Annotated in this window: 22 protein-coding genes; 14 read left to right on the top strand and 8 right to left on the bottom strand. The window is 47.8% G+C overall.

The window, feature by feature from the left end; all coding sequences use genetic code 11:
* Positions 1-43 precede the first annotated feature (43 nt).
* From RH46_RS06490 to flgA, 4 genes are all read right to left on the bottom strand, one after another.
* Complete coding sequence (locus RH46_RS06490) at positions 44-757, bottom strand: lytic transglycosylase domain-containing protein (protein ID WP_083810767.1); 714 nt, start codon at positions 755-757, stop codon at positions 44-46.
* The gene (locus RH46_RS06485; RefSeq protein WP_006878601.1) at positions 741-1,175 is read right to left on the bottom strand and encodes a flagellar protein FlgN; all 435 of its coding nucleotides are present in this window, start codon (positions 1,173-1,175) and stop codon (positions 741-743) included. Before RH46_RS06485 ends, RH46_RS06490 begins: the two co-directional genes overlap by 17 nt.
* A gap of 34 nt (positions 1,176-1,209) precedes the next feature.
* Positions 1,210-1,491, bottom strand: a complete 282-nt coding sequence (gene flgM / locus RH46_RS06480; RefSeq protein WP_006878596.1) for a flagellar biosynthesis anti-sigma factor FlgM — start codon at positions 1,489-1,491, stop codon at positions 1,210-1,212.
* Between the two features lie 148 nt (positions 1,492-1,639).
* Positions 1,640-2,290, bottom strand: a complete 651-nt coding sequence (gene flgA / locus RH46_RS06475; RefSeq protein WP_006878595.1) for a flagellar basal body P-ring formation chaperone FlgA — start codon at positions 2,288-2,290, stop codon at positions 1,640-1,642.
* A gap of 224 nt (positions 2,291-2,514) precedes the next feature.
* On the opposite strand from flgA, the gene flgB reads away from it, so the two are divergent.
* The 14 genes from flgB to RH46_RS06405 all read left to right on the top strand — a co-directional run bounded on the left by flgB (position 2,515) and on the right by RH46_RS06405 (position 14,655).
* Positions 2,515-2,877 carry a flagellar basal body rod protein FlgB gene (gene flgB, locus RH46_RS06470; protein ID WP_006878594.1) on the top strand — a complete coding sequence of 121 codons (363 nt, stop codon included), beginning with the start codon at positions 2,515-2,517 and terminating at the stop codon, positions 2,875-2,877.
* Positions 2,878-2,879: 2 nt separating this feature from the next.
* Complete coding sequence (gene flgC, locus RH46_RS06465) at positions 2,880-3,314, top strand: flagellar basal body rod protein FlgC (RefSeq protein ID WP_006878592.1); 435 nt, start codon at positions 2,880-2,882, stop codon at positions 3,312-3,314.
* Positions 3,314-3,994 (top strand): flagellar hook assembly protein FlgD, encoded by a 681-nt coding sequence (flgD, locus tag RH46_RS06460; protein ID WP_006878591.1) that lies wholly within the window; start codon positions 3,314-3,316, stop codon positions 3,992-3,994. The genes flgC and flgD overlap by 1 nt, the downstream gene beginning before the upstream one ends.
* 25 nt (positions 3,995-4,019) lie before the next feature.
* The gene (gene flgE, locus RH46_RS06455) at positions 4,020-5,216 is read left to right on the top strand and encodes a flagellar hook protein FlgE (RefSeq protein WP_006878590.1); all 1,197 of its coding nucleotides are present in this window, start codon (positions 4,020-4,022) and stop codon (positions 5,214-5,216) included.
* An 11-nt stretch (positions 5,217-5,227) separates the two neighbouring features.
* The gene (locus RH46_RS06450) at positions 5,228-5,959 is read left to right on the top strand and encodes a flagellar basal body rod protein FlgF (protein ID WP_006878588.1); all 732 of its coding nucleotides are present in this window, start codon (positions 5,228-5,230) and stop codon (positions 5,957-5,959) included.
* A gap of 22 nt (positions 5,960-5,981) precedes the next feature.
* Complete coding sequence (gene flgG, locus RH46_RS06445) at positions 5,982-6,767, top strand: flagellar basal-body rod protein FlgG (protein WP_006878587.1); 786 nt, start codon at positions 5,982-5,984, stop codon at positions 6,765-6,767.
* Positions 6,768-6,795: 28 nt separating this feature from the next.
* Positions 6,796-7,467 carry a flagellar basal body L-ring protein FlgH gene (gene flgH, locus RH46_RS06440; protein ID WP_006878585.1) on the top strand — a complete coding sequence of 224 codons (672 nt, stop codon included), beginning with the start codon at positions 6,796-6,798 and terminating at the stop codon, positions 7,465-7,467.
* A gap of 119 nt (positions 7,468-7,586) precedes the next feature.
* Positions 7,587-8,678: a flagellar basal body P-ring protein FlgI gene (locus RH46_RS06435; protein WP_086013118.1), complete on the top strand. Its 1,092-nt coding sequence runs from the start codon at positions 7,587-7,589 to the stop codon at positions 8,676-8,678.
* Positions 8,679-8,687: 9 nt separating this feature from the next.
* The gene (locus tag RH46_RS06430; RefSeq protein ID WP_006878582.1) at positions 8,688-9,233 is read left to right on the top strand and encodes a rod-binding protein; all 546 of its coding nucleotides are present in this window, start codon (positions 8,688-8,690) and stop codon (positions 9,231-9,233) included.
* Positions 9,234-10,607: a flagellar hook-associated protein FlgK gene (gene flgK / locus RH46_RS06425; RefSeq protein ID WP_006878581.1), complete on the top strand. Its 1,374-nt coding sequence runs from the start codon at positions 9,234-9,236 to the stop codon at positions 10,605-10,607.
* 15 nt (positions 10,608-10,622) lie between these two features.
* Complete coding sequence (gene flgL / locus RH46_RS06420; RefSeq protein ID WP_006878579.1) at positions 10,623-11,519, top strand: flagellar hook-associated protein FlgL; 897 nt, start codon at positions 10,623-10,625, stop codon at positions 11,517-11,519.
* 17 nt (positions 11,520-11,536) lie between these two features.
* Complete coding sequence (locus tag RH46_RS06415; RefSeq protein WP_006878578.1) at positions 11,537-12,583, top strand: hypothetical protein; 1,047 nt, start codon at positions 11,537-11,539, stop codon at positions 12,581-12,583.
* Positions 12,584-12,798: 215 nt separating this feature from the next.
* Complete coding sequence (locus RH46_RS21605; RefSeq protein WP_006878577.1) at positions 12,799-14,142, top strand: PAAR domain-containing protein; 1,344 nt, start codon at positions 12,799-12,801, stop codon at positions 14,140-14,142.
* A 9-nt stretch (positions 14,143-14,151) separates the two neighbouring features.
* A complete protein-coding gene (locus RH46_RS06405; protein ID WP_006878576.1) occupies positions 14,152-14,655 on the top strand; it encodes a hypothetical protein in 504 nt (167 codons plus the stop codon).
* A gap of 116 nt (positions 14,656-14,771) precedes the next feature.
* Here RH46_RS06405 and RH46_RS06400 read toward each other — a convergent pair whose 3' ends face one another.
* The 4 genes from RH46_RS06400 to RH46_RS06385 form a co-directional block, all read right to left on the bottom strand.
* On the bottom strand, positions 14,772-15,059 hold the full coding sequence (locus tag RH46_RS06400) for a hypothetical protein (protein ID WP_006878575.1): 288 nt from the start codon (positions 15,057-15,059) through the stop codon (positions 14,772-14,774).
* 62 nt (positions 15,060-15,121) lie between these two features.
* Entirely contained in the window at positions 15,122-16,114 is a 993-nt protein-coding gene (locus RH46_RS06395; protein WP_006878574.1) for a flagellar motor protein MotB, read from the bottom strand.
* Positions 16,114-16,971: a flagellar motor stator protein MotA gene (gene motA, locus RH46_RS06390; protein WP_006878573.1), complete on the bottom strand. Its 858-nt coding sequence runs from the start codon at positions 16,969-16,971 to the stop codon at positions 16,114-16,116. Before motA ends, RH46_RS06395 begins: the two co-directional genes overlap by 1 nt.
* 9 nt (positions 16,972-16,980) lie before the next feature.
* On the bottom strand, positions 16,981-17,652 hold a 672-nt coding region (locus RH46_RS06385; protein WP_006878572.1), incomplete at its 5' end, for a FliA/WhiG family RNA polymerase sigma factor.

The raw sequence follows: 17,652 nt of genomic DNA, 5'->3' as shown, positions 1-17,652 counted from the left end.
TCGTTTGGGAGTAAATTGCCGCATAGATGGCAAAAAATAGACATTACAACGTGATTAGTGGGGGGAGAGGAGTTAAATCGATGAGGGGCTGACTGGTGCTTTGACCGAATAAAAACAGTGTGTTCGGTTGTGGTTGAGTCAGGTGCTGCCATTCGACCAGTTCGAGCAACGCATAAAAACGGCTGACATATTGACGGGTTTCTTTTGGTAGCTTGAGTGCTGAAAAGTGAGTGCTACCCGCTTGTTTAATCGCCCGTGAGACTCGGCCTTCCCCTGCGTTGTAGGCTGCCAGAGCTAATGCAAGATCATCAAACTTATTGTGCAGAAAACTGAGGTACTGAATGGCGGCCTGAGTACTCGCTTGTGTATCAAATCTCTGATCTTGGTTTTGACTCACCTCCAGACCAAAACGTTGCGCGGTAGCAGGAATTAGCTGCCATAGTCCAGCGGCGTTGGCGTGAGAAACGGCTTTGGGATTAAATGAGGACTCTAACATTGGCAGCAGAGCCAACAGGGTGGGCAGTTTCTGCTCCTCTAGCTGCTGTGAGATATCACGGATCAGAGAGTGGTTAGCGTCAAGCCGGGCTTGAATCTGAGCCTGATAAGGAGCCAGATGTTGCTTTTGACGAGTAATCTGGTCGGGTAACGGAGCACCATGTGTCACTAATGTGCACAGTGCTAGTGCCAGGACGACGGTGCGAATTAGTATTGCCCGGTAAATCGACACTGCGACATCCAGCTCATAACTGCTCCGCATAGGTGTGCGAGGCAGGCTGCTTCAACTGGCTCACTAGCTCATGAAATGTCGCTGAGCTGACACCATTATCATGATTGAGCTGTTGACACTCGGCAACCAGTGACTGAAGCAACTGCCATTGCTGAGAAACTTTAGCGCCAAGCGGCTTTGGCAGCGCCTGAAACAGTTTCTCGACGCCGCTTACATCGGCTGTCAGTCCAAGTCGTTTGATCGTTTGACTGCGCAGTTCTGCGTTACGTTCGAGTTGGTCAAGCAGTGGCTGCTGCTGGTCAATATTCTGTTGCAGTCTGGTCGCATCAAAAGTCAGATAAAGCGATTTTTGCACTTTGAGTAGTTCAGTCAGCTTGCGGTAAAGGCGCACATCTTCGCTAATGGTACGGAGAAAGGCCTGAATAACTCGTGAAGTCTCTGTCGCCATCATGATTCCTTAATTTGCTCGCGCTACGGCGGCTCTATTCGTGACCTGTGTGAAACTGAAGTACTGCTTGAGACAGCGCCTTAGTATCCAGAGTCAGTTCACCTTTGGCTAATGCACTACGTACTTGCTCAACTTTAGCCATATCGACATCTGGCAACGCTTCGAGCTGAGCTTGTGCCTTGTCTAGCGCCGCAGTGTTGATGTTGATGACTGCGTCTTGAGCCGGTTGGGCTGCTGTGGTTTGAGGTGATTTTTTAGAGGCTTGATTCAAGCTGGTTTGCGGGACATGACCGCCCGCAACTTTATCGATTTTCATGCTGTAAGTCCTAAATCATCTTGGTTACAGGTTTAATGCGACCAGCACGCGGAAAAATTAAATCCAAATGGAAACTTTTTATAACTACCTGAATTTGTGCCCGATTTACGAGTGGTCAATGTTCAAAATGATAACTTCAGTCCAAAAATCAGAATTGAGTCGCGACCTGATTTAGCCCGGTGACCACGGCTTTTACGACTTTGCCCGACGAGATATTGCGTACTTCGATCTGCTGTCCGTGTGCGCCTTGTTCTAAGGCGACCCCTTTGGTCGTTGCACTAAAGCCACCCTTACCCGCACTAATAATCACTTGATTACCTTTGGCGACTAGAGCGGGTGTCTGCAGCTTGCGTCCGTCGATTATCTGTCCGGAACGAATACGTCTGGTGGCGAGTTTGTAGCGAACCTGATCGAACTGAGTATAAAAGTCTTGCTCGCGATTTAAGGTGCGCTGCTCAATGGTGACTAAATCACGAGTGATGGAATCATCGCGATTGATCGGAGATTTGGCGACCAGCACGTTTAGGGTCAGCGTTGATTTGATCGAGACGTTGAGTCGCCAGTCTACATCGGCTGACTGGCAACTAACCGAACGTTTCAAATTGCCTATTGGCAGGGCTTTATTGTCACCATCGGAGATAACCAGTGGGTTCGGGCATTCAGGAAGATGATTGGCTGAGGCGGGAACCCTGATCTCAGCGTTGAGCTGATAGTTTTGCCAATGACGTTGTCCAGCGAGCCTCGCGACTTGCTGAGAAAACTGTTCGCTAACCTGGCTTTTTATCCCTTTTGCGGTCATTAAATCCTCCGCGCCATTGACCCTGGTTGTGGTCAACAGCAGTGCGGTAATGATCGCGAAGCTTAAAGAGGAAACAAATCGGTTCCTCGTCGAATTCAGCACTTCCGTAAGGCGGAAGTTTGCTTTCCTTTCTTTTTTGTAAGTCATTGATTTTGTGTTGTTATTTTTGTGGCATGCATCTTGTTTTAATACTCCCTGTTCGAGCCGACTGTAAGGAAAAATGCATGGCTATATCGTTTGAAAATGCGTTGGGAGTTCATCCTGACGCGCTGAATTTTCGGGTTCAGCGTACCAAAGTCCTCGCTAGTAACCTAGCAAATGTTGATACCCCAGGGTATCTGGCGAAGGACCTCAGTTTTACCACGGTAATGAATCAAATGGCGCCGCAAAGCGTGCACAAGCCTGTGCCTCAATTGCAGATTTCTTCCCAGTATTCGATTCCTTATCAGAACAGCAAGGATGGCAATACCGTCGAGCTGAGTGTCGAGCAAGGAAAATTCACCCAAAACAACATGGACTTTCAGACTAGCCTGACGTTTCTCAACATGAAATTCAAAGGCTTAGCGAAAGTTATTGAGGGACGTTAATCATGTCATTTACCGATATTTATTCCATTGCCGGTTCGGCGATGAATGCACAGACCGTTCGGCTCAATACTGTAGCCAGTAACTTAGCGAATGCGGATGCGGTTTCGGCTAACCCTGATGATGCCTACAAAGCGCTAAAACCTGTATTTGCAACTGTCTACAACAAGACCCAGCTTACCGCCAGCGAAGGTGCTTATCCCAATGCGGAAGTGCGAATTGTCGATGTTGTACAGAGTGAGGGCAAAGCAGAAAAGCGTTTCGAGCCTAGTAACCCTCTGGCAAATGATGAAGGTTATGTTTACTACCCTGATGTGGATGTGGTTTCAGAAATGGCTGACATGATGTCGGCGACTCGTAGCTTTGAAACCAATGTTGAAGTGCTGACTAACGTCAAGAGCATGCAGCAGGGTCTGCTTAAACTAGGGCAGGGTGGCTAATGAGTATCGCATCATATAACGCACTAAGTTCTGACACTCCGTTGGATACATCCGGAGCTCAGCAGGGCATCTCTGGTAATCCACTCGACATGAATAGTGCTTCTTCGCTGGAAAACGAGTTTATCAGTCTGATGGTGGCTCAGATCCAGAATCAGGATCCACTCAACCCACTTGATGGCACTGAGTACGTCAGTCAGCTAGCGCAATTTTCTCAGGTTCAAAGTACCGAAAACATGTCGACCATGATGCAGAACAGCATGGTATTGCTCGACAACATGCAGGTGCTCTCGACTGCTGGCTTAGTGGGACAGACGGTTTATGTCTCAAGCAATGAATTTGAACTTGGAGAACAGGTTCAGAACGGCAAGCTGGAGCTTGCTCACTCATCCAGTCAGGTGACCTTAGTGGTTAAAGACCAGTTTGGTCAGTCAACCAAAGTGCCGCTAGGTGCGCATCCTGCCGGGGATGTCGACTTTTCAATCGACCCGGAAAAGCTCGGCCTGAAACCGGGTAACTACACCGTTTCAGTTGAAGTTCAGGAAGGCCAGTCTGCGCCTAACATCCTGATGGCCGGAACTGTCGAACAAGTAAGAATCCCAAGCTCGGGCGGTGCAGCTTTCGTCAATATCGAAGGTGTCGGCAGCGTTCCCTTCTATCAGATCACTCAGTTTGGTGCATAACCAATAAGGAATAAAGAGGTTAATTATGAGTTTTAATATCGCCCTTAGCGGCCTGGATGCGACTAATACTGAGCTGAACACCATCAGCCACAATATCGCCAATGCATCGACTTACGGATTTAAAGGTGCACGTACAGAATTTGCTGCGGTTTATAACGGAATGCAGCCAGGTGGTGTGGAAGTTGCGTCGATTTCTCAGAACTTTGATAAGAATGGTTCGGTAAGTGGTACTGGTCGAGCGATGGACTTAGCTATTAATGGCAGTGGCTTCTTTATCACCAAAGATACCTCTGGACAGCTTCTTTACACTCGTTCTGGCGTATTTGGTACCGATAAAGATAACTATGTAACAGGTAATACAGGCGCCAAGCTGCAGGGTTACAGCGTTGATGGCAATAATAACTTGCTTACCGGCGCATCTGGTGACATCAAGATCTCAACTTCATCGTTGGCGGCCAAAGCGACCGACAGCATGGAGTTTGTTGCCAACCTTGATGCCAGTGCTAGCGTTGTTGACCAGACGGTTAATCCATTTGACCCGAACAACACCGACTCTTTTAACTCATCTTATACCACTAAGGTGTTTGATTCGTTGGGTAACTCACACACGGTGACCCAGTACTTCACCAAAACTGCAGCCAATAGCTGGGAAGTCAATGTTCAGGTTGATGGTGGCAGCACGCCAGCTTCGACAGTGGCAATGACATTTAATGCCGACGGCACCCTAGCGACACCAACGGGTAGCTATAACGTTGCCTTCCCGGCTGCTGGTGCAAATCCAATGAGCATAGATATCAATCTTGCAGGTAGCACTCAGTTTGGTGCCTCATTTGGTGTTAGCACCAATAACCCGAATGGTTACACATCAGGTGAACTAGCGGGTGTTCGCGTTGAAGATAATGGCATGGTTTACGCGACCTACACTAATGGACAGTCGCAGTTGCAAGGTCAGGTTGTTCTGGCTGATTTCGCTAACCCGCAAGGCTTAGCAAAAGTGAGTGGAACAGCGTGGACGCAAAGTTTCAGTTCAGGAGCGCCAATTATGGGTGTTCCGGGCTCAGGCACTCTGGGCGACTTAACCCCTGGCGCATTGGAAGGTTCGAATGTCGATTTAACGAGCGAGCTGGTTAACCTGATGACCGCACAGCGTAACTATCAGGCCAACGCTAAGACTATCTCAACCAATGACAAGCTGACTCAGGCTCTGTTTAACGCAGTTTAACGGAGTTTGCTATGGACAGTTTGCTATTTACCGCAACTTCAGGCGCTAGCCGGGTTCTTCAGGCTCAGCATGTACGCTCCAACAACTTATCGAATGCTGATACGGCAGGCTTTCGCGCTGATATGGAACGAGTATCGAGCATTCCTCTTCAGGGCTCTGGCTTTGATGGTCGCACCATGGTGGTAACTAACTCTGCATCAACTCGTTTTGATGAAGGGGACATAGTTAAAACGGGGCGCCCGCTTGATGTGGCAGTCATGGGGGACGGTTACCTAACGGTACAGACTGCCGACGGTCAGGAAGCTTACACCCGTGCCGGTAACATCAAAGTCGATCCATTTGGTGCTCTGAGCATTAACGGCTTTGCCGTTCTTGGTGATGGCGGACCATTGATTCTGCCTGACTATCAGAAAGTGGAAATCAGTGAACGCGGTCGTATTTCGGTGGTACCTCCAGGTGGTGGCGCTGAACTTGAAGTTGGCACGTTAAAACTGGTTAAACCGGAAACCAATCAACTGGAAAAGCACAGCGACAGTCTACTGCATAGCGTTGATGGTAATCCGTTTGTTGCTGATGAAACTGTCCAGCTTGCGCCTGAACATATCGAGGGCAGTAACGTGTCTGCTATCGACGAGCTACTTAACGTGATGTCGCTGACGCGTAATTTCGAGATGCAGGTAAGGATGATGAAAACAGCCGAAACCTTAGCTCAGGCTGGTAACAAATTAATGTCGTCGCGCTAAGCGGCGTCTAAAGGAGTAGAAAATGCATTCAGCATTATGGGTCAGTAAAACTGGCATGGCGGCTCAAGATACTAAGATGACCGCAATTTCCAACAACCTGGCCAACGTTAACACGGTCGGCTTTAAGCGTGATCGAGTGGTATTTGAAGATCTGTTCTACAGCATCCAGCGTCAGCCGGGGGCTCAGGTCGACCAGGTTAATGAGCTGCCTTCAGGTGTTCAACTGGGTAGTGGTGTTCGTGTAGTGGGGACACAAAAAGTATTTACTCAGGGTAATACCCAAAACACTAGTCAACAATACGACCTGGCGGTAATGGGACAAGGCTTCTTTCAGATTGAAAACTCAGATGGCCAGATCATGTATACCCGCAATGGCCAGTTCCACGTCAACTCTGAAGGGTTAATGGTGAATAGTCAGGGTCTCCCTCTTGAGCCACAAATTCAGATCCCGGATAACGCCTTGTCACTGTCTGTTGGTGTCGACGGAACCGTTACTGCGACCACAGTCGACAGCAGTACGCCAGAGCAGTTGGGCCAGATTACTTTAGCTAAGTTTATCAATCCGGCGGGTCTGGAAGCGGTTGGTGGCAACCTGTTCCGTGAAACTGAAGCCAGCGGACAGGCTGATGAACTGACTGCCGGAGAAGATGGTGTCGGCATTATTAAGCAGGGGGCGCTGGAAGGCTCCAATGTTCAGGTCGTGGAAGAGATGGTTGATATGATCACTACTCAGCGCGCCTACGAAATGAACGCCAAAGTGGTCTCTGCCGCTGACGACATGCTTAAGTTTGTCGCCCAATCTGTCTAGTAACTGAGTGATGATAAAGGAACGATAAATGAAGGCATTGTCGAAAACCTGGCCGCTGGTGGCGGTATTACTGGTTGGTTGTGCTGGCCGACAAGAGTTTACGCCACCGGAACCTGACGAAGAAAAATATGCTCCGCCGGCGTTAGATTACTCCTTACCAGCACCTCAGCATGGCAGCCTTTATCGTCACCAGTACACCATGACTCTGTTTCAGGACCGACGAGCCTATCGGGTCGGCGACATGTTGACGGTGGTTTTGTCTGAAGAAACTGAGTCGAGCAAAAAGGCTGATACTCAATATGGCAAATCAGCCAGTGTCGGATTTGCTGCACCAAGCATCGCCGGAAAAACAATCGATGAGTTGGCGGCCAGTATTGATGCCGACCGCAGCTTTGATGGCAGTGCCTCCAGTTCTCAGGGCAATAAGCTTGAAGGTGCAATAACAGTGACTGTGCATGATGTGCTGCCGAACGGTGTTCTTCGTATCAGCGGTGAAAAGTGGATTCGTCTCAATCAGGGCGATGAGTTTATTCGCCTGACTGGCATTGTGCGTGTCGATGATATCAGCCGCAATAATCAAGTTCCTTCATCACGCATCGGTGATGCTCGCATTACTTATTCTGGACGTGGCGCATTAGCTGACAGCAATGCCTCAGGTTGGCTGACGCAATTTTTCAACAGTCCTTGGGTACCGTTTTAATGAAACAACAATTTTCTTTCATGACCACGATATTACTAATGTTCTCTATCGGAGCGACCTCTTCTTCTCATGCAGGAGAACATGGTCTTGCCAAACAGCGCCGTTCATTACTGACAGGCATGTTGCTAATGCTCTCTTTAGGGGCAAGCGCCTCGGCACAGGCTGAAGCAACCATTCCCGTGATGGATCTGGTTGATGTGCAGGGTATCCGAGAAAACCAATTGGTTGGCTATGGCTTAGTGGTTGGTCTGGATGGTCAGGGTGACCGTAATCAGGTCAAGTTTACTTCCCAGTCTGTGACCAACATGCTGCGCCAGTTCGGGGTGCAAATCGACGATACGACAGATCCGAAATTACGTAACGTAGCTTCGGTTAGTGTCACTGCAACGGTTGAGCCGATGGCGGGGCCGGGGCAGAAGCTCAATGTTGTGGTTTCATCTATTGGTGATGCCAAAAGTTTGCGTGGCGGTACGCTGCTACTGACGCCCTTACGCGGTATTGACGGTGAAGTCTACGCTATTGCGCAAGGTAACGTAGTGGTTGGCGGCGTGTCTGCTGAGGGTAAAAGTGGCTCGAAGATCGTGATTAACACTCCAACGTCAGGTCGAATTCCGGGGGGCGCAACTCTGGAACGCGAAGTGGCGAGTGACTTCTCGGAGCAACAGCACATCGTACTTAACCTGCGTAAGCCGAGTTTTACTACCGCTAAGAACATTGCCCGTGAAGTGAACAATATCTTCGGCCCTGAAGTCGCCGTAGCGAAAAACAATGTGCGTATCAATATTCGTGCTCCAAAGGACAGCCAGCAGCGAGTGGTAATGATGTCGATGCTGGAAGAGATCAGTGTGGTTGAAGGCCGCAAGCCTGCGCGTATCGTTTTCAACTCTCGTACCGGTACGGTAGTGATTGGCAAGAGCGTCAAAGTCAGTGAAGCGGCGGTCAGCCACGGCAATCTGACGGTGACCATTGCTGAGTCCCAGCAAGTCAGTCAGCCAAATGCGTTTGCGGATGGAGAAACCACAGTCGTTGACCAGTCACAACTTGATGTCAGTGAAGAGCGAGCTCAGATGGCGATCTGGCCTCCGGGTACTGAACTCAACACCATAGTTAACGCGGTGAATAGCTTAGGTGCAACGCCTACTGACCTGATGTCAATTCTTCAGGCACTGCATGAAGCCGGTGCGCTTAACGCAGAGCTAGTGGTCATTTAAGGAGTCGTAATGAAATTTGATTCGGTAAATGAACAGGCGCAAATGAATACGATGCTGTACCACGATAACAGTGCGCTGATGAAGATTAAGAACAACCAGCAAGATGGTCAGGCATTGCAAGCAGTGGCGGGGCAGTTTGAGGCGATGTTTTTACAGTTGGTATTACGTCAGATGCGCAGCAGCAGTGATGTGCTCGCAGATGAAGATAGCCCCTTTTCCAGCCAACAACATGGCATGTTCCGCGATATGTACGACGGGCAGTTGGCTATTGAGATGGCCAAGAAGCAGAGTTCTGGTATTGCCGATATGTTGGTTAAACAACTTAGCCCATCTGTCTCTGAAGTGGCGTTTTCCCCCGCAGCACTTAAGGCTTCCGCTAACGAAAACCTGACTGAGTTGGAACAAGTGTCTCAAGTTGACTCTGCCGAGTTAGCAAAAAATGACCAGCCACTTCATTCCACTCAAGAGACGGTCGCCTCTGTTAGGCAAATGTTGGGGGAAGCAGGTGTCACTACTGCCTTTGCTCAACCTCTGATTCGAAAAATGGAGCTGTAAATGAATTTGGTTAATATTGCCTTATCGGGCCTTAATGCAAATCGCGTCGCACTGGATGTGACAGCGCAGAACGTCTCCAATATTAACACTCCGGGATACAGTCGCCAGCAGGCGATGATGACCTCGGTGGGTGCAGGGAAATATGACAAGTTAAGTGCTGGCATGGGTGTTGAAGTGGCGAGTATTCGCCGTGTCACTGACCAGTTTCTGATCCAACAAACCTGGTCGACCAATAGCCTTTCTGCTTATGCGACCCGCTATACCACCAACATGAGCCAGTTAGAGAACACACTTGGCGCTGATGGTTTCAGCTTGTCGGCGGGTCTGGATACGCTATTTTCTGCCCTCAATGATGCGACGGTAAAGCCTGAGTCGATTCCTTATCGTCAACAGATCATTAATGAAGCAGAGGCGTTATCACGTCGTTTTAATACCTTGACTGAGTCGCTGCATAACCAGCACAAAGACATGAGTGATCAGCGCAGTGCTGCGGTGTCCCATGCAAATAGTCTGATGACAAACATTGCTGACGTGAACAAACAGATTGTTGAGATGCAGGGAACGGGTGGCAATCCAGCGCAGTTAATGGATGAACGTGACGCCCTGATCGGCGAACTGTCCAAAGTCGTTGAAGTAAAAACCACGGCACAGGCTGATGGTAGCCTTCAGGTAACCTTAGCGTCAGGTCAGCCTCTGGTCATGGGGAGCGATGCTGGCCAGCTTAAAGCCGTGCCAGACCCTAGTGATGCGTATCTGGCTGATATGCAGGTCGAATTTGGCAACCAAAGCTTTGCGATTACAGGTTCAACAGGTGGACAAATCGGCGCCATCAATGATTTCCAAACAGAGGTGTTAAAGCCTTATCAGGTTGCTATCAATGATATGGCGAAGGCGCTTGCTGATGAGTTCAACAATGTACTGGCAACAGGTACCGACCTTAATGGTAATGCGGGCAGCGCGCTGTTTAGTTACGATCCTGCCAACCCTGCTTCAAGCCTTACCGTGACAGGTATTGATCCGGATGAGCTCGCCCTGTCTGGTGATGGTAACCCCGGCAACGCTGATACCTTAGACGCACTTATCGCCATCAGTAACAAAGCGGTTACGGTAACAGGTTTTGGTTCGCTGAGCCTCAATGATGCCTTTACCGCTATGGTGGGTGAAACCGCAATTAAAGCGCGTCAGGCCGATGCAGATTACCAAGCCAAGTTAGCGATTAATCAGCAGGCGATTGCGGCGCGTGACAATGTTAGTGCTGTGAACAGCGACGAAGAAGCGGCTAACCTGATGACCTTTGCCAATGCGCACAACGCCAATATGAAAGTGATCAGTACAGCCAATCAGCTGTTTGATTCTGTACTCAAGCTATTTTAGAGATAGGGAACATTTATGCGAATTAGTGATACTCAATTTAGCCAAATGATGCTGCAAAGCCTGCAACTGAATAACGCAGGCCTGGGGCAAGTGATGCAACAGATGGCAACCAGCGATCGCTTAACTAAGTTATCTGATGATCCTATGGCCTCTATCCAGTTGTTGAACCTTGATCGTGAAGGGTCGGCAATCAATCAGTATCAATCTAACATCGCTAACGTCAAGACAGCGTTATCGAGTCAGGAAGTCCACTTAGACTCAGTAAATGAAAGCCTGAAAAGCATCAATGATCTCGTTCTGTGGGGCGCAAACGGTACTTTGACCGACGATGACCGTGTAGGCATCATCACGGAACTGGAGAGCTTGCGCTCTTCAATTGTTTCTTCGTTCAACGCTCAGGATGAAGAGGGGCGTTATCTATTTTCAGGCACCAAAACCGACACTGCAGCACTATCTAACGCCAGTGGCAGTTATGTTATCGAAGGTAATAATGACAAACGTGTGGTAACCGTAGCTAAAGGCGTTAGCATGGAAGCAAACATGACCGCCGAAGAGATTCTCGATCTGGGTGGTAACAATGTTCTTAATCAGCTAGATGACTTGATTGCTGAGTTTAAAGCACCCACTGCAGCATTTCGTACTACGGTAGAGTCCAGTTTAAACGCTATTGAGTCAACTTCAGGTAATGTCCTGAGTGCTCTGACTGAGCTAGGTGGTCGTCATAACAACCTTGATCTGATGGATAGCGCTCACGGTGAGAATAAACTGTTTGTTGATAAAGTGACCAGTGACCTGTCCGCACTTGATTATGGTGAGGCTTCAGTGCGCTTAAGTAATTATATGGCAGCGCTCCAGGCGACTCAGGCCAGCTACATGAAAATCAATGATTTGAGTCTGTTTAATCGAATCTAGCTGACAGGAATTTCGCTATGGTAATGAGTACCGTTGAGGTTCGTCCTCATAATGTTCGACTGACAAACTCGGAGCAGGCACCAATATCACCGCCTCGCTCTTCATCGGAGTCAGCAAGTCAGACTATACCTCGCTCAGTTACGGCCCAACCACAGGCACCAGCATCGTTTTCGGTGTCTGGTGTTTTGCTTACTCAAGGGCAACGGAACGCAACTTCAGTTCAGATCGCTTACAAGTCGCTTCACGCCATCGGTGGTGAGCTTACGGCAATCAAGAAGGGCCTGACTCAGGCAATGAATGCTGGTGCATCAAATAACACTGACTTGCAACAAGGTCTGGTTCGCGCCAAAGACAATATCGAACAAATCCTCGATGCAGCGCGGTTTGAAGGCAGTAAAGTTATTGATAACCAATTGAAGCTCAACTTAGACCGAGCCGATATGCGCCGTTTTTCTATACCCGGGCTTAATGTTCATCGCTTAAGTGATAAAGCGGAACAGATCCGGCTAGATTTCCCTAATGGCAAATCAGTGATGATTCAGTTCGACGGTCGCTCAGACGGGAAACAGACAGTGAAAATGTTAGATCGCAGTCTGGTGCCGCTAGGTCTTCGAGCGTCGCTGAGTGATGATGGCACCGTACTATTTGAATCTTCTGAGAAGCAGTTTCAGCAGATGCAGAGTAAAGTTATGGTGACAGGGCAGGGGCACCGCTTTCCTGCCGGACAGTCAAATATGATGACGATAAAGCCGGAGCCTGAAGGGATCGCTGAATTGAATTTTGACCTCGCGTCGCGCGATGGCATTAAGCAGACCATTGTTAAAGTGAATCAGTATCTGCGTCAGGTTCAAGTTGGACTGAGTGAGAGCAAAAGCATAGGTTCAGAGCTTAGTGCACAAATGGCGCAAATTTCACGTCAGTCAAACGTGCTTAGTCCAGACCAGGTAAACAGTAAGCTGGAGCAATTCACCTCGAGCGAGGCAACTTTTTCCAATGCCTTTTCAGCCCTCAATGCTCAGGCCAACGTAAAGCGCCATTCTGTGGTCGCATTGTTGCGCAGTTAGTACTTACCTGATACTTGGTATGTGTGAAGAGTTAATCATGACGAATCAGGCATACCTCCTTTCTCAATTAAGAAAAAACGCCTTTCCAGGATCTATTTCCCAATTGATACATTTCCAGCCCGTTTAGTTCCTATATTAATCACCTTAATTGTGTGACTTAGGTTGCATAGTGTCGTTCTGTATAAATTATGGCTCTTTGCTTAAGAGAGGCGTTTATGTCAGCACAAGTAGGTGGACGAGGTTTAATTCATAAAGGAGACAGCACCACGACCGGAGGTGTTGTTACTCAAGGGCTTGGCAACGTTATGCTTGTCGGCGAGGGAGCCACCCAGATAGAGATGATCGCAACATGTCCTATATGCGAAAAGGGCTGGGGAAAAATTGTCCCGATCGAAAGATGGGATGTTTTTATCGATAACGTTCAGGCGGCGCTAGACGGCGACTTAGTCATGTGTGGTTGCCCTGAAGGCTCCAATACCCTGATTGCATCCGCCAGTGCGATGAGATTTTCTAAAGTTGATGGCCAGATTCACGGGTTTAAACCTCATGCGAGTACGCAAGAGATGGATGCTACTTATCAGAGTATGGTGAACGCCTTAGCAGAAGAGGGTTCAGCTGCGCCACCGTCTTCACCAGCCAGTCGGCAAGGTGCTCAGGAACTGAAATCTAAACCTGAAGTTGTTAAAGCACTGAGGTTAAAGTCTCCGCTCCTCAAACAATCTCTGACTCTGGACAAACTTGCTAATCGTGAATCTCATTCATATAAAAGTGGCGCACGCGGGCAAGAGGTTGAATATATTCAGCAAGCTTTGATAAAACTGGGCTTTGATTTTGGTAATGCAGGCGCTGATGGAGATTTCGGTCCAACAACAAAACGACAAGTCGAACAGTTCCAGAAAGAGTACCAAGAGACAAACAATACCCATCTGGCATACCAAGTAGGCACCATTGACGGAATCGTTGGACAAGGAACGTTATTGGGTTTAGATGAAGCGTTGGTTGAAGGTTGGGAATACCAAAGATCGATTGATTCTGTTGTTGTGACATATAAAGAAGATTTACCCGCCGATAAGAGAGTAGTAAGCCAGAAGTCTATTGAAATCATTAGGCTGGCATTTTCAAGGGCAGGAGCAAAGCATGCGGTCATTACAAGTACTTTAAGAACACCTGACGAACAGGCTAGGGTAATGTATCGAAACGCTAAGCAAGATTTAGAAAGCCAATTCAGACTCTATGGACGAGCGGGTGACAAAGTGCTTACAGTTTATAAAGAAAATCACAATGCAACGAATGTTATTGATCTCATGGCAAAAAAAATTGAAAGCCTTTTGAGAAAAGGAGAAAAAGTGTCTAAACACTGCACAACTTTCGATGAATACGAAAAGGTTAATATTATTGATTTGGGAGTAAACTCGATGTTGAATTTAAATAATCACGACAAATCACTAATTGATAAGATTTCTAATCAGTTTAGAATTATGAAACATGAAGGGAAACTGAGGTTTATTGATGAGACAAATAAATCTAATAGATGCTGGCACATAGAAGTTGATATATAGGAGCTCTCAATGAAATTCTTTTGGGTAGCATTACTTTTACTTACTTCGTTTTATTCAAGTGCTAAATCTACTTGTAGTGAACCTTTTATCGATATTAAGTCAGACTTTCTAGTGAAAGAGCTGTTTTCTGTTGATAAAGATAGCAAAGAGCCTACTGTAAGGCAGTTTATTATTTATGATACAGGGGGGATGGCAATTATAGAACAGAAAACATGTCTTATGACGAATGTTCAGATAGATTATTATTTCAATGGTAGAAACTATATTGATAAAGTTAATAACTTTTTAAATATATTTGATCAAATTAAAAATAAGCACAATCTAAAAGTTAATAACGATATTGCTGTTTCTTTGGTTGAATTGTTGAAGTCTGGCTTATTTTTACGAGATAGTATTGTGATAACAAGCCCTACAGAGTCAGTCGAGTATGATTTCTCTCTTGATACTTATGATCTATACGAAGGTTTGTACACTAACAGACTTAGCTTCTATATGAATATAGGGGGCTTGTAATGTATCAATTGTGTCAACCCATTGCCCCTATAATGTGTCTGCATTTGAATAACACGGTTAATCTAATCATGATGTGATTACATCAGGCGGCGGCCGGAGCAGTGGATACCAACTTCCTAGATAAGAAAAAAGTAATAGAGAAAACAGACAAAGGCCAGCAAGGTTGCCGATAGGGTCGGGTAAATAATGTGGGCTTCCTGGTTACTGGTTCTCTGAAAACAGAGAAAGGTCAGTAGCACATTGTAGAGCAGCAAGAGTGTGCTGATGCCCGTTCCCGCATCGAGAGTCATGTTATACAACTGACTCAGAAACAGCGTGAGCAACATATAGTCGATGATAATGAGCCATAAGAAGGCTTTCTTTAAACCGTCTTTTTTAGCTTTTTTGACTGAATGTTGAGGCATGAGTATCTATTTAATCTGCTTGGCCAGAGGCTACTAGGGTCAGCCAGCCGTCTGGCACAGTGTTAAAGGTCTTGGAGTTGCGCTGACTGGTTAGCAACTTCTGAGTTGTGGTGAATCAGCTCCTGTCGGATTACAGGCTGGTTAAAACGCGCTTTCTCGCGAGCTTTCTGTAGTTCACCGTTGTTCTGTTCACCAAACAGGGTCTGCAGTACCTGAGCTGCAGGAGTCGTGAGGACAAACAGCTCTATGCGACGGTTCTCACTCGATTCAGGATCATCATTATTGAGCAGAGCGCGATCGGACATCCCCGTCACTTGTAATACTCGCTCATCAGGCATTCCCCCAGAAACTAACGTTACCCGTGCGACATTAGCTCGTGATGCTGACAGTTCCCAGTTAGAAGCTTGTTTAAAACGATGCTTAAACTGGGTCGAATCGGTATGACCGCTAATAATGATAGGATTAACCACACGTTTGAACACGGGGGCCAGAGCAAGCAGCAGATCCTCGAAAAAAGGTGTTAGTTCCGCACCACCACGACTAAACATATGCTGCTTGTAGTCGTCTTGCAGCACGACACGCAAGCCTTGCGGTGTCACGGTGACGTTGACGTTGCCCTGAGCGCTACTCTGACGAACAGCCTCTTCAATGACCTTGGCTAGCGCAGCCAGTCTCTCCTGAGTATCAAATGTCCCCGGAATCAAGGAGTCAGTTTCCGGACCATCACCATCGCCATCGAAAAATGAGTTAACCGTATGGGTTGAATCATGACGGCTTGGTACTGAGGAATCAGACGCGAGATCAATCGGAGAAATACTCTGCGATGTATCAAAAGGATTGCCGTAGCTTTTATCAAACACGCTTGAACTGTGCAGGTGAGCAACGATCGCCTTACGCTCTTCTTTATCAACCACTTGCATGACCCATAACACTAAAAACAGTGCCATTAGCGCAATCATAAAGTCGGCAAAGGCCACTTTCCACGCGCCGCCATGGTGCGGCTCATGGTCGTGTTTCTTACTCCGTTTGAACACCACCTGTTCTTGTCTTTGCATTATCCCTCCTGCTCAGCTAACCACTTCTCCATCTGGTTAAAAGTGGGCTTGATATCGAGCTGAATATGTTTACGGCCGGCATCAATCGCCAGTAGTGTTGGTTTTTTCGCCACGTACGCCACCAGGGTTGCTCTGACACATTCGAATGCGGTCATATCCCTTTTGACTCTTTGTGCCATCGCGTTGCTGAGTGGATCTAAACAGCAATAACAACCAAAGATACCGACGAAAGTTCCGACAAGGGCTGCTGCAACATGGTAGCCAATTAACGCGATTGAGCCGTCTATTGCTTGCATCGTGATGATAATTCCGCCCACTGCCGCCAAAATACCAAAGCCGGGTAGGGCTTCAGCGGTACGTTGCATTGAACGGGACGGCAGCAATAGGTCAGTCTGAATAGCATCAATTTCTTGTTCTAGCAGTCCCTCTAATTCATGAGGCGACATTTGTCCCATCGCCATTAAACGCAGATTGTCGGTAATGAAAGAAACCAGGCGATAATCTTTTGCTACCAGAGGGTAACGGCTGAAAATAGGGCTCTGTTCCGGGTTCTCTATGTGTTTGTCGAGAGATTTGAAACCACCACTGCGTACGGTTTCAAGCAGCACTTGCATCAGAGCCATGAGCTCCATACAGTATTCGCGTTCCTCTTTTGGACCAGAGATGGTCAGCCCAATCTGGCGGCGCATCTCCTTAAGAACCTGGGGTGGGTTACCGATGATCAGAGACCCCGCGGCTGCACCTATGATGATCATGTACTCAGCAGGTTGCCAGATGGCGCCGAGGTTACCTCCTGCCCAGACATATCCGCCAAAGACACACAACAAGACGGTGATGGCTCCAAAGAATTTTTGCATTTGTGACTCCTAGCAGGACAGAAATTGGTTGAGTTGTTTTAACGCTTGTTTGTGAAGCTGACAGATCCTTGGTGGCGTCAGGTTCAGAACTAAGGCGATTTCGTGAAGGTTGAGTTCGTGTTGATAAAACAGGGTTAACAGTAGTTGTTCCCGTTGTGGCATTTTGTCTAGCGCAGCCTGGAGGCTACGACGGGTCTGCTCGTGAGCCATACCGTCGTAACTGGCATCAATATGGCTTTCAACGCCACTCTCGATTAGCTGGTCCAGGCTTTGCATTTCACCAGCCAGTGAAGCATTTTGCCGCGCCAGATAGTCCTGTTCATCAGTACCTAAAGCTTTGATGATTTCCGCGTCGCTGGGCTGGCGACCAAGTTTTCGCATCAGATCGCGAGTCACGTCATTAAGCTCATGGGCTTGTTGACGTGTCTTGCGTGAACGCCAGTCGAGACGGCGCAATTCATCAAGAATTGCACCGCGAATACGACACACAGCAAAGGCAGGGAAGTTAGGGTCATCGATATTGCCATATCGACGGCCTGCCTCCAGCAGACCTATTAAACCGATTTGCTGCATATCTTCGATGCTGCAGTGAGATGTGGCGTGAGCTCGTAGCTGATTGACTATACGCTTAACCAACACCTGGTGTTGCGCCAGAAGCTTGTTTTCATCAATTGCTGTCGA

This window comes from Vibrio brasiliensis LMG 20546, from assembly GCF_000189255.1.
Taxonomy (GTDB): domain Bacteria; phylum Pseudomonadota; class Gammaproteobacteria; order Enterobacterales; family Vibrionaceae; genus Vibrio; species Vibrio brasiliensis.
Note: the sequence above shows the minus strand (reverse complement) of the source record. Positions and strands in the feature narration are given on the sequence as shown.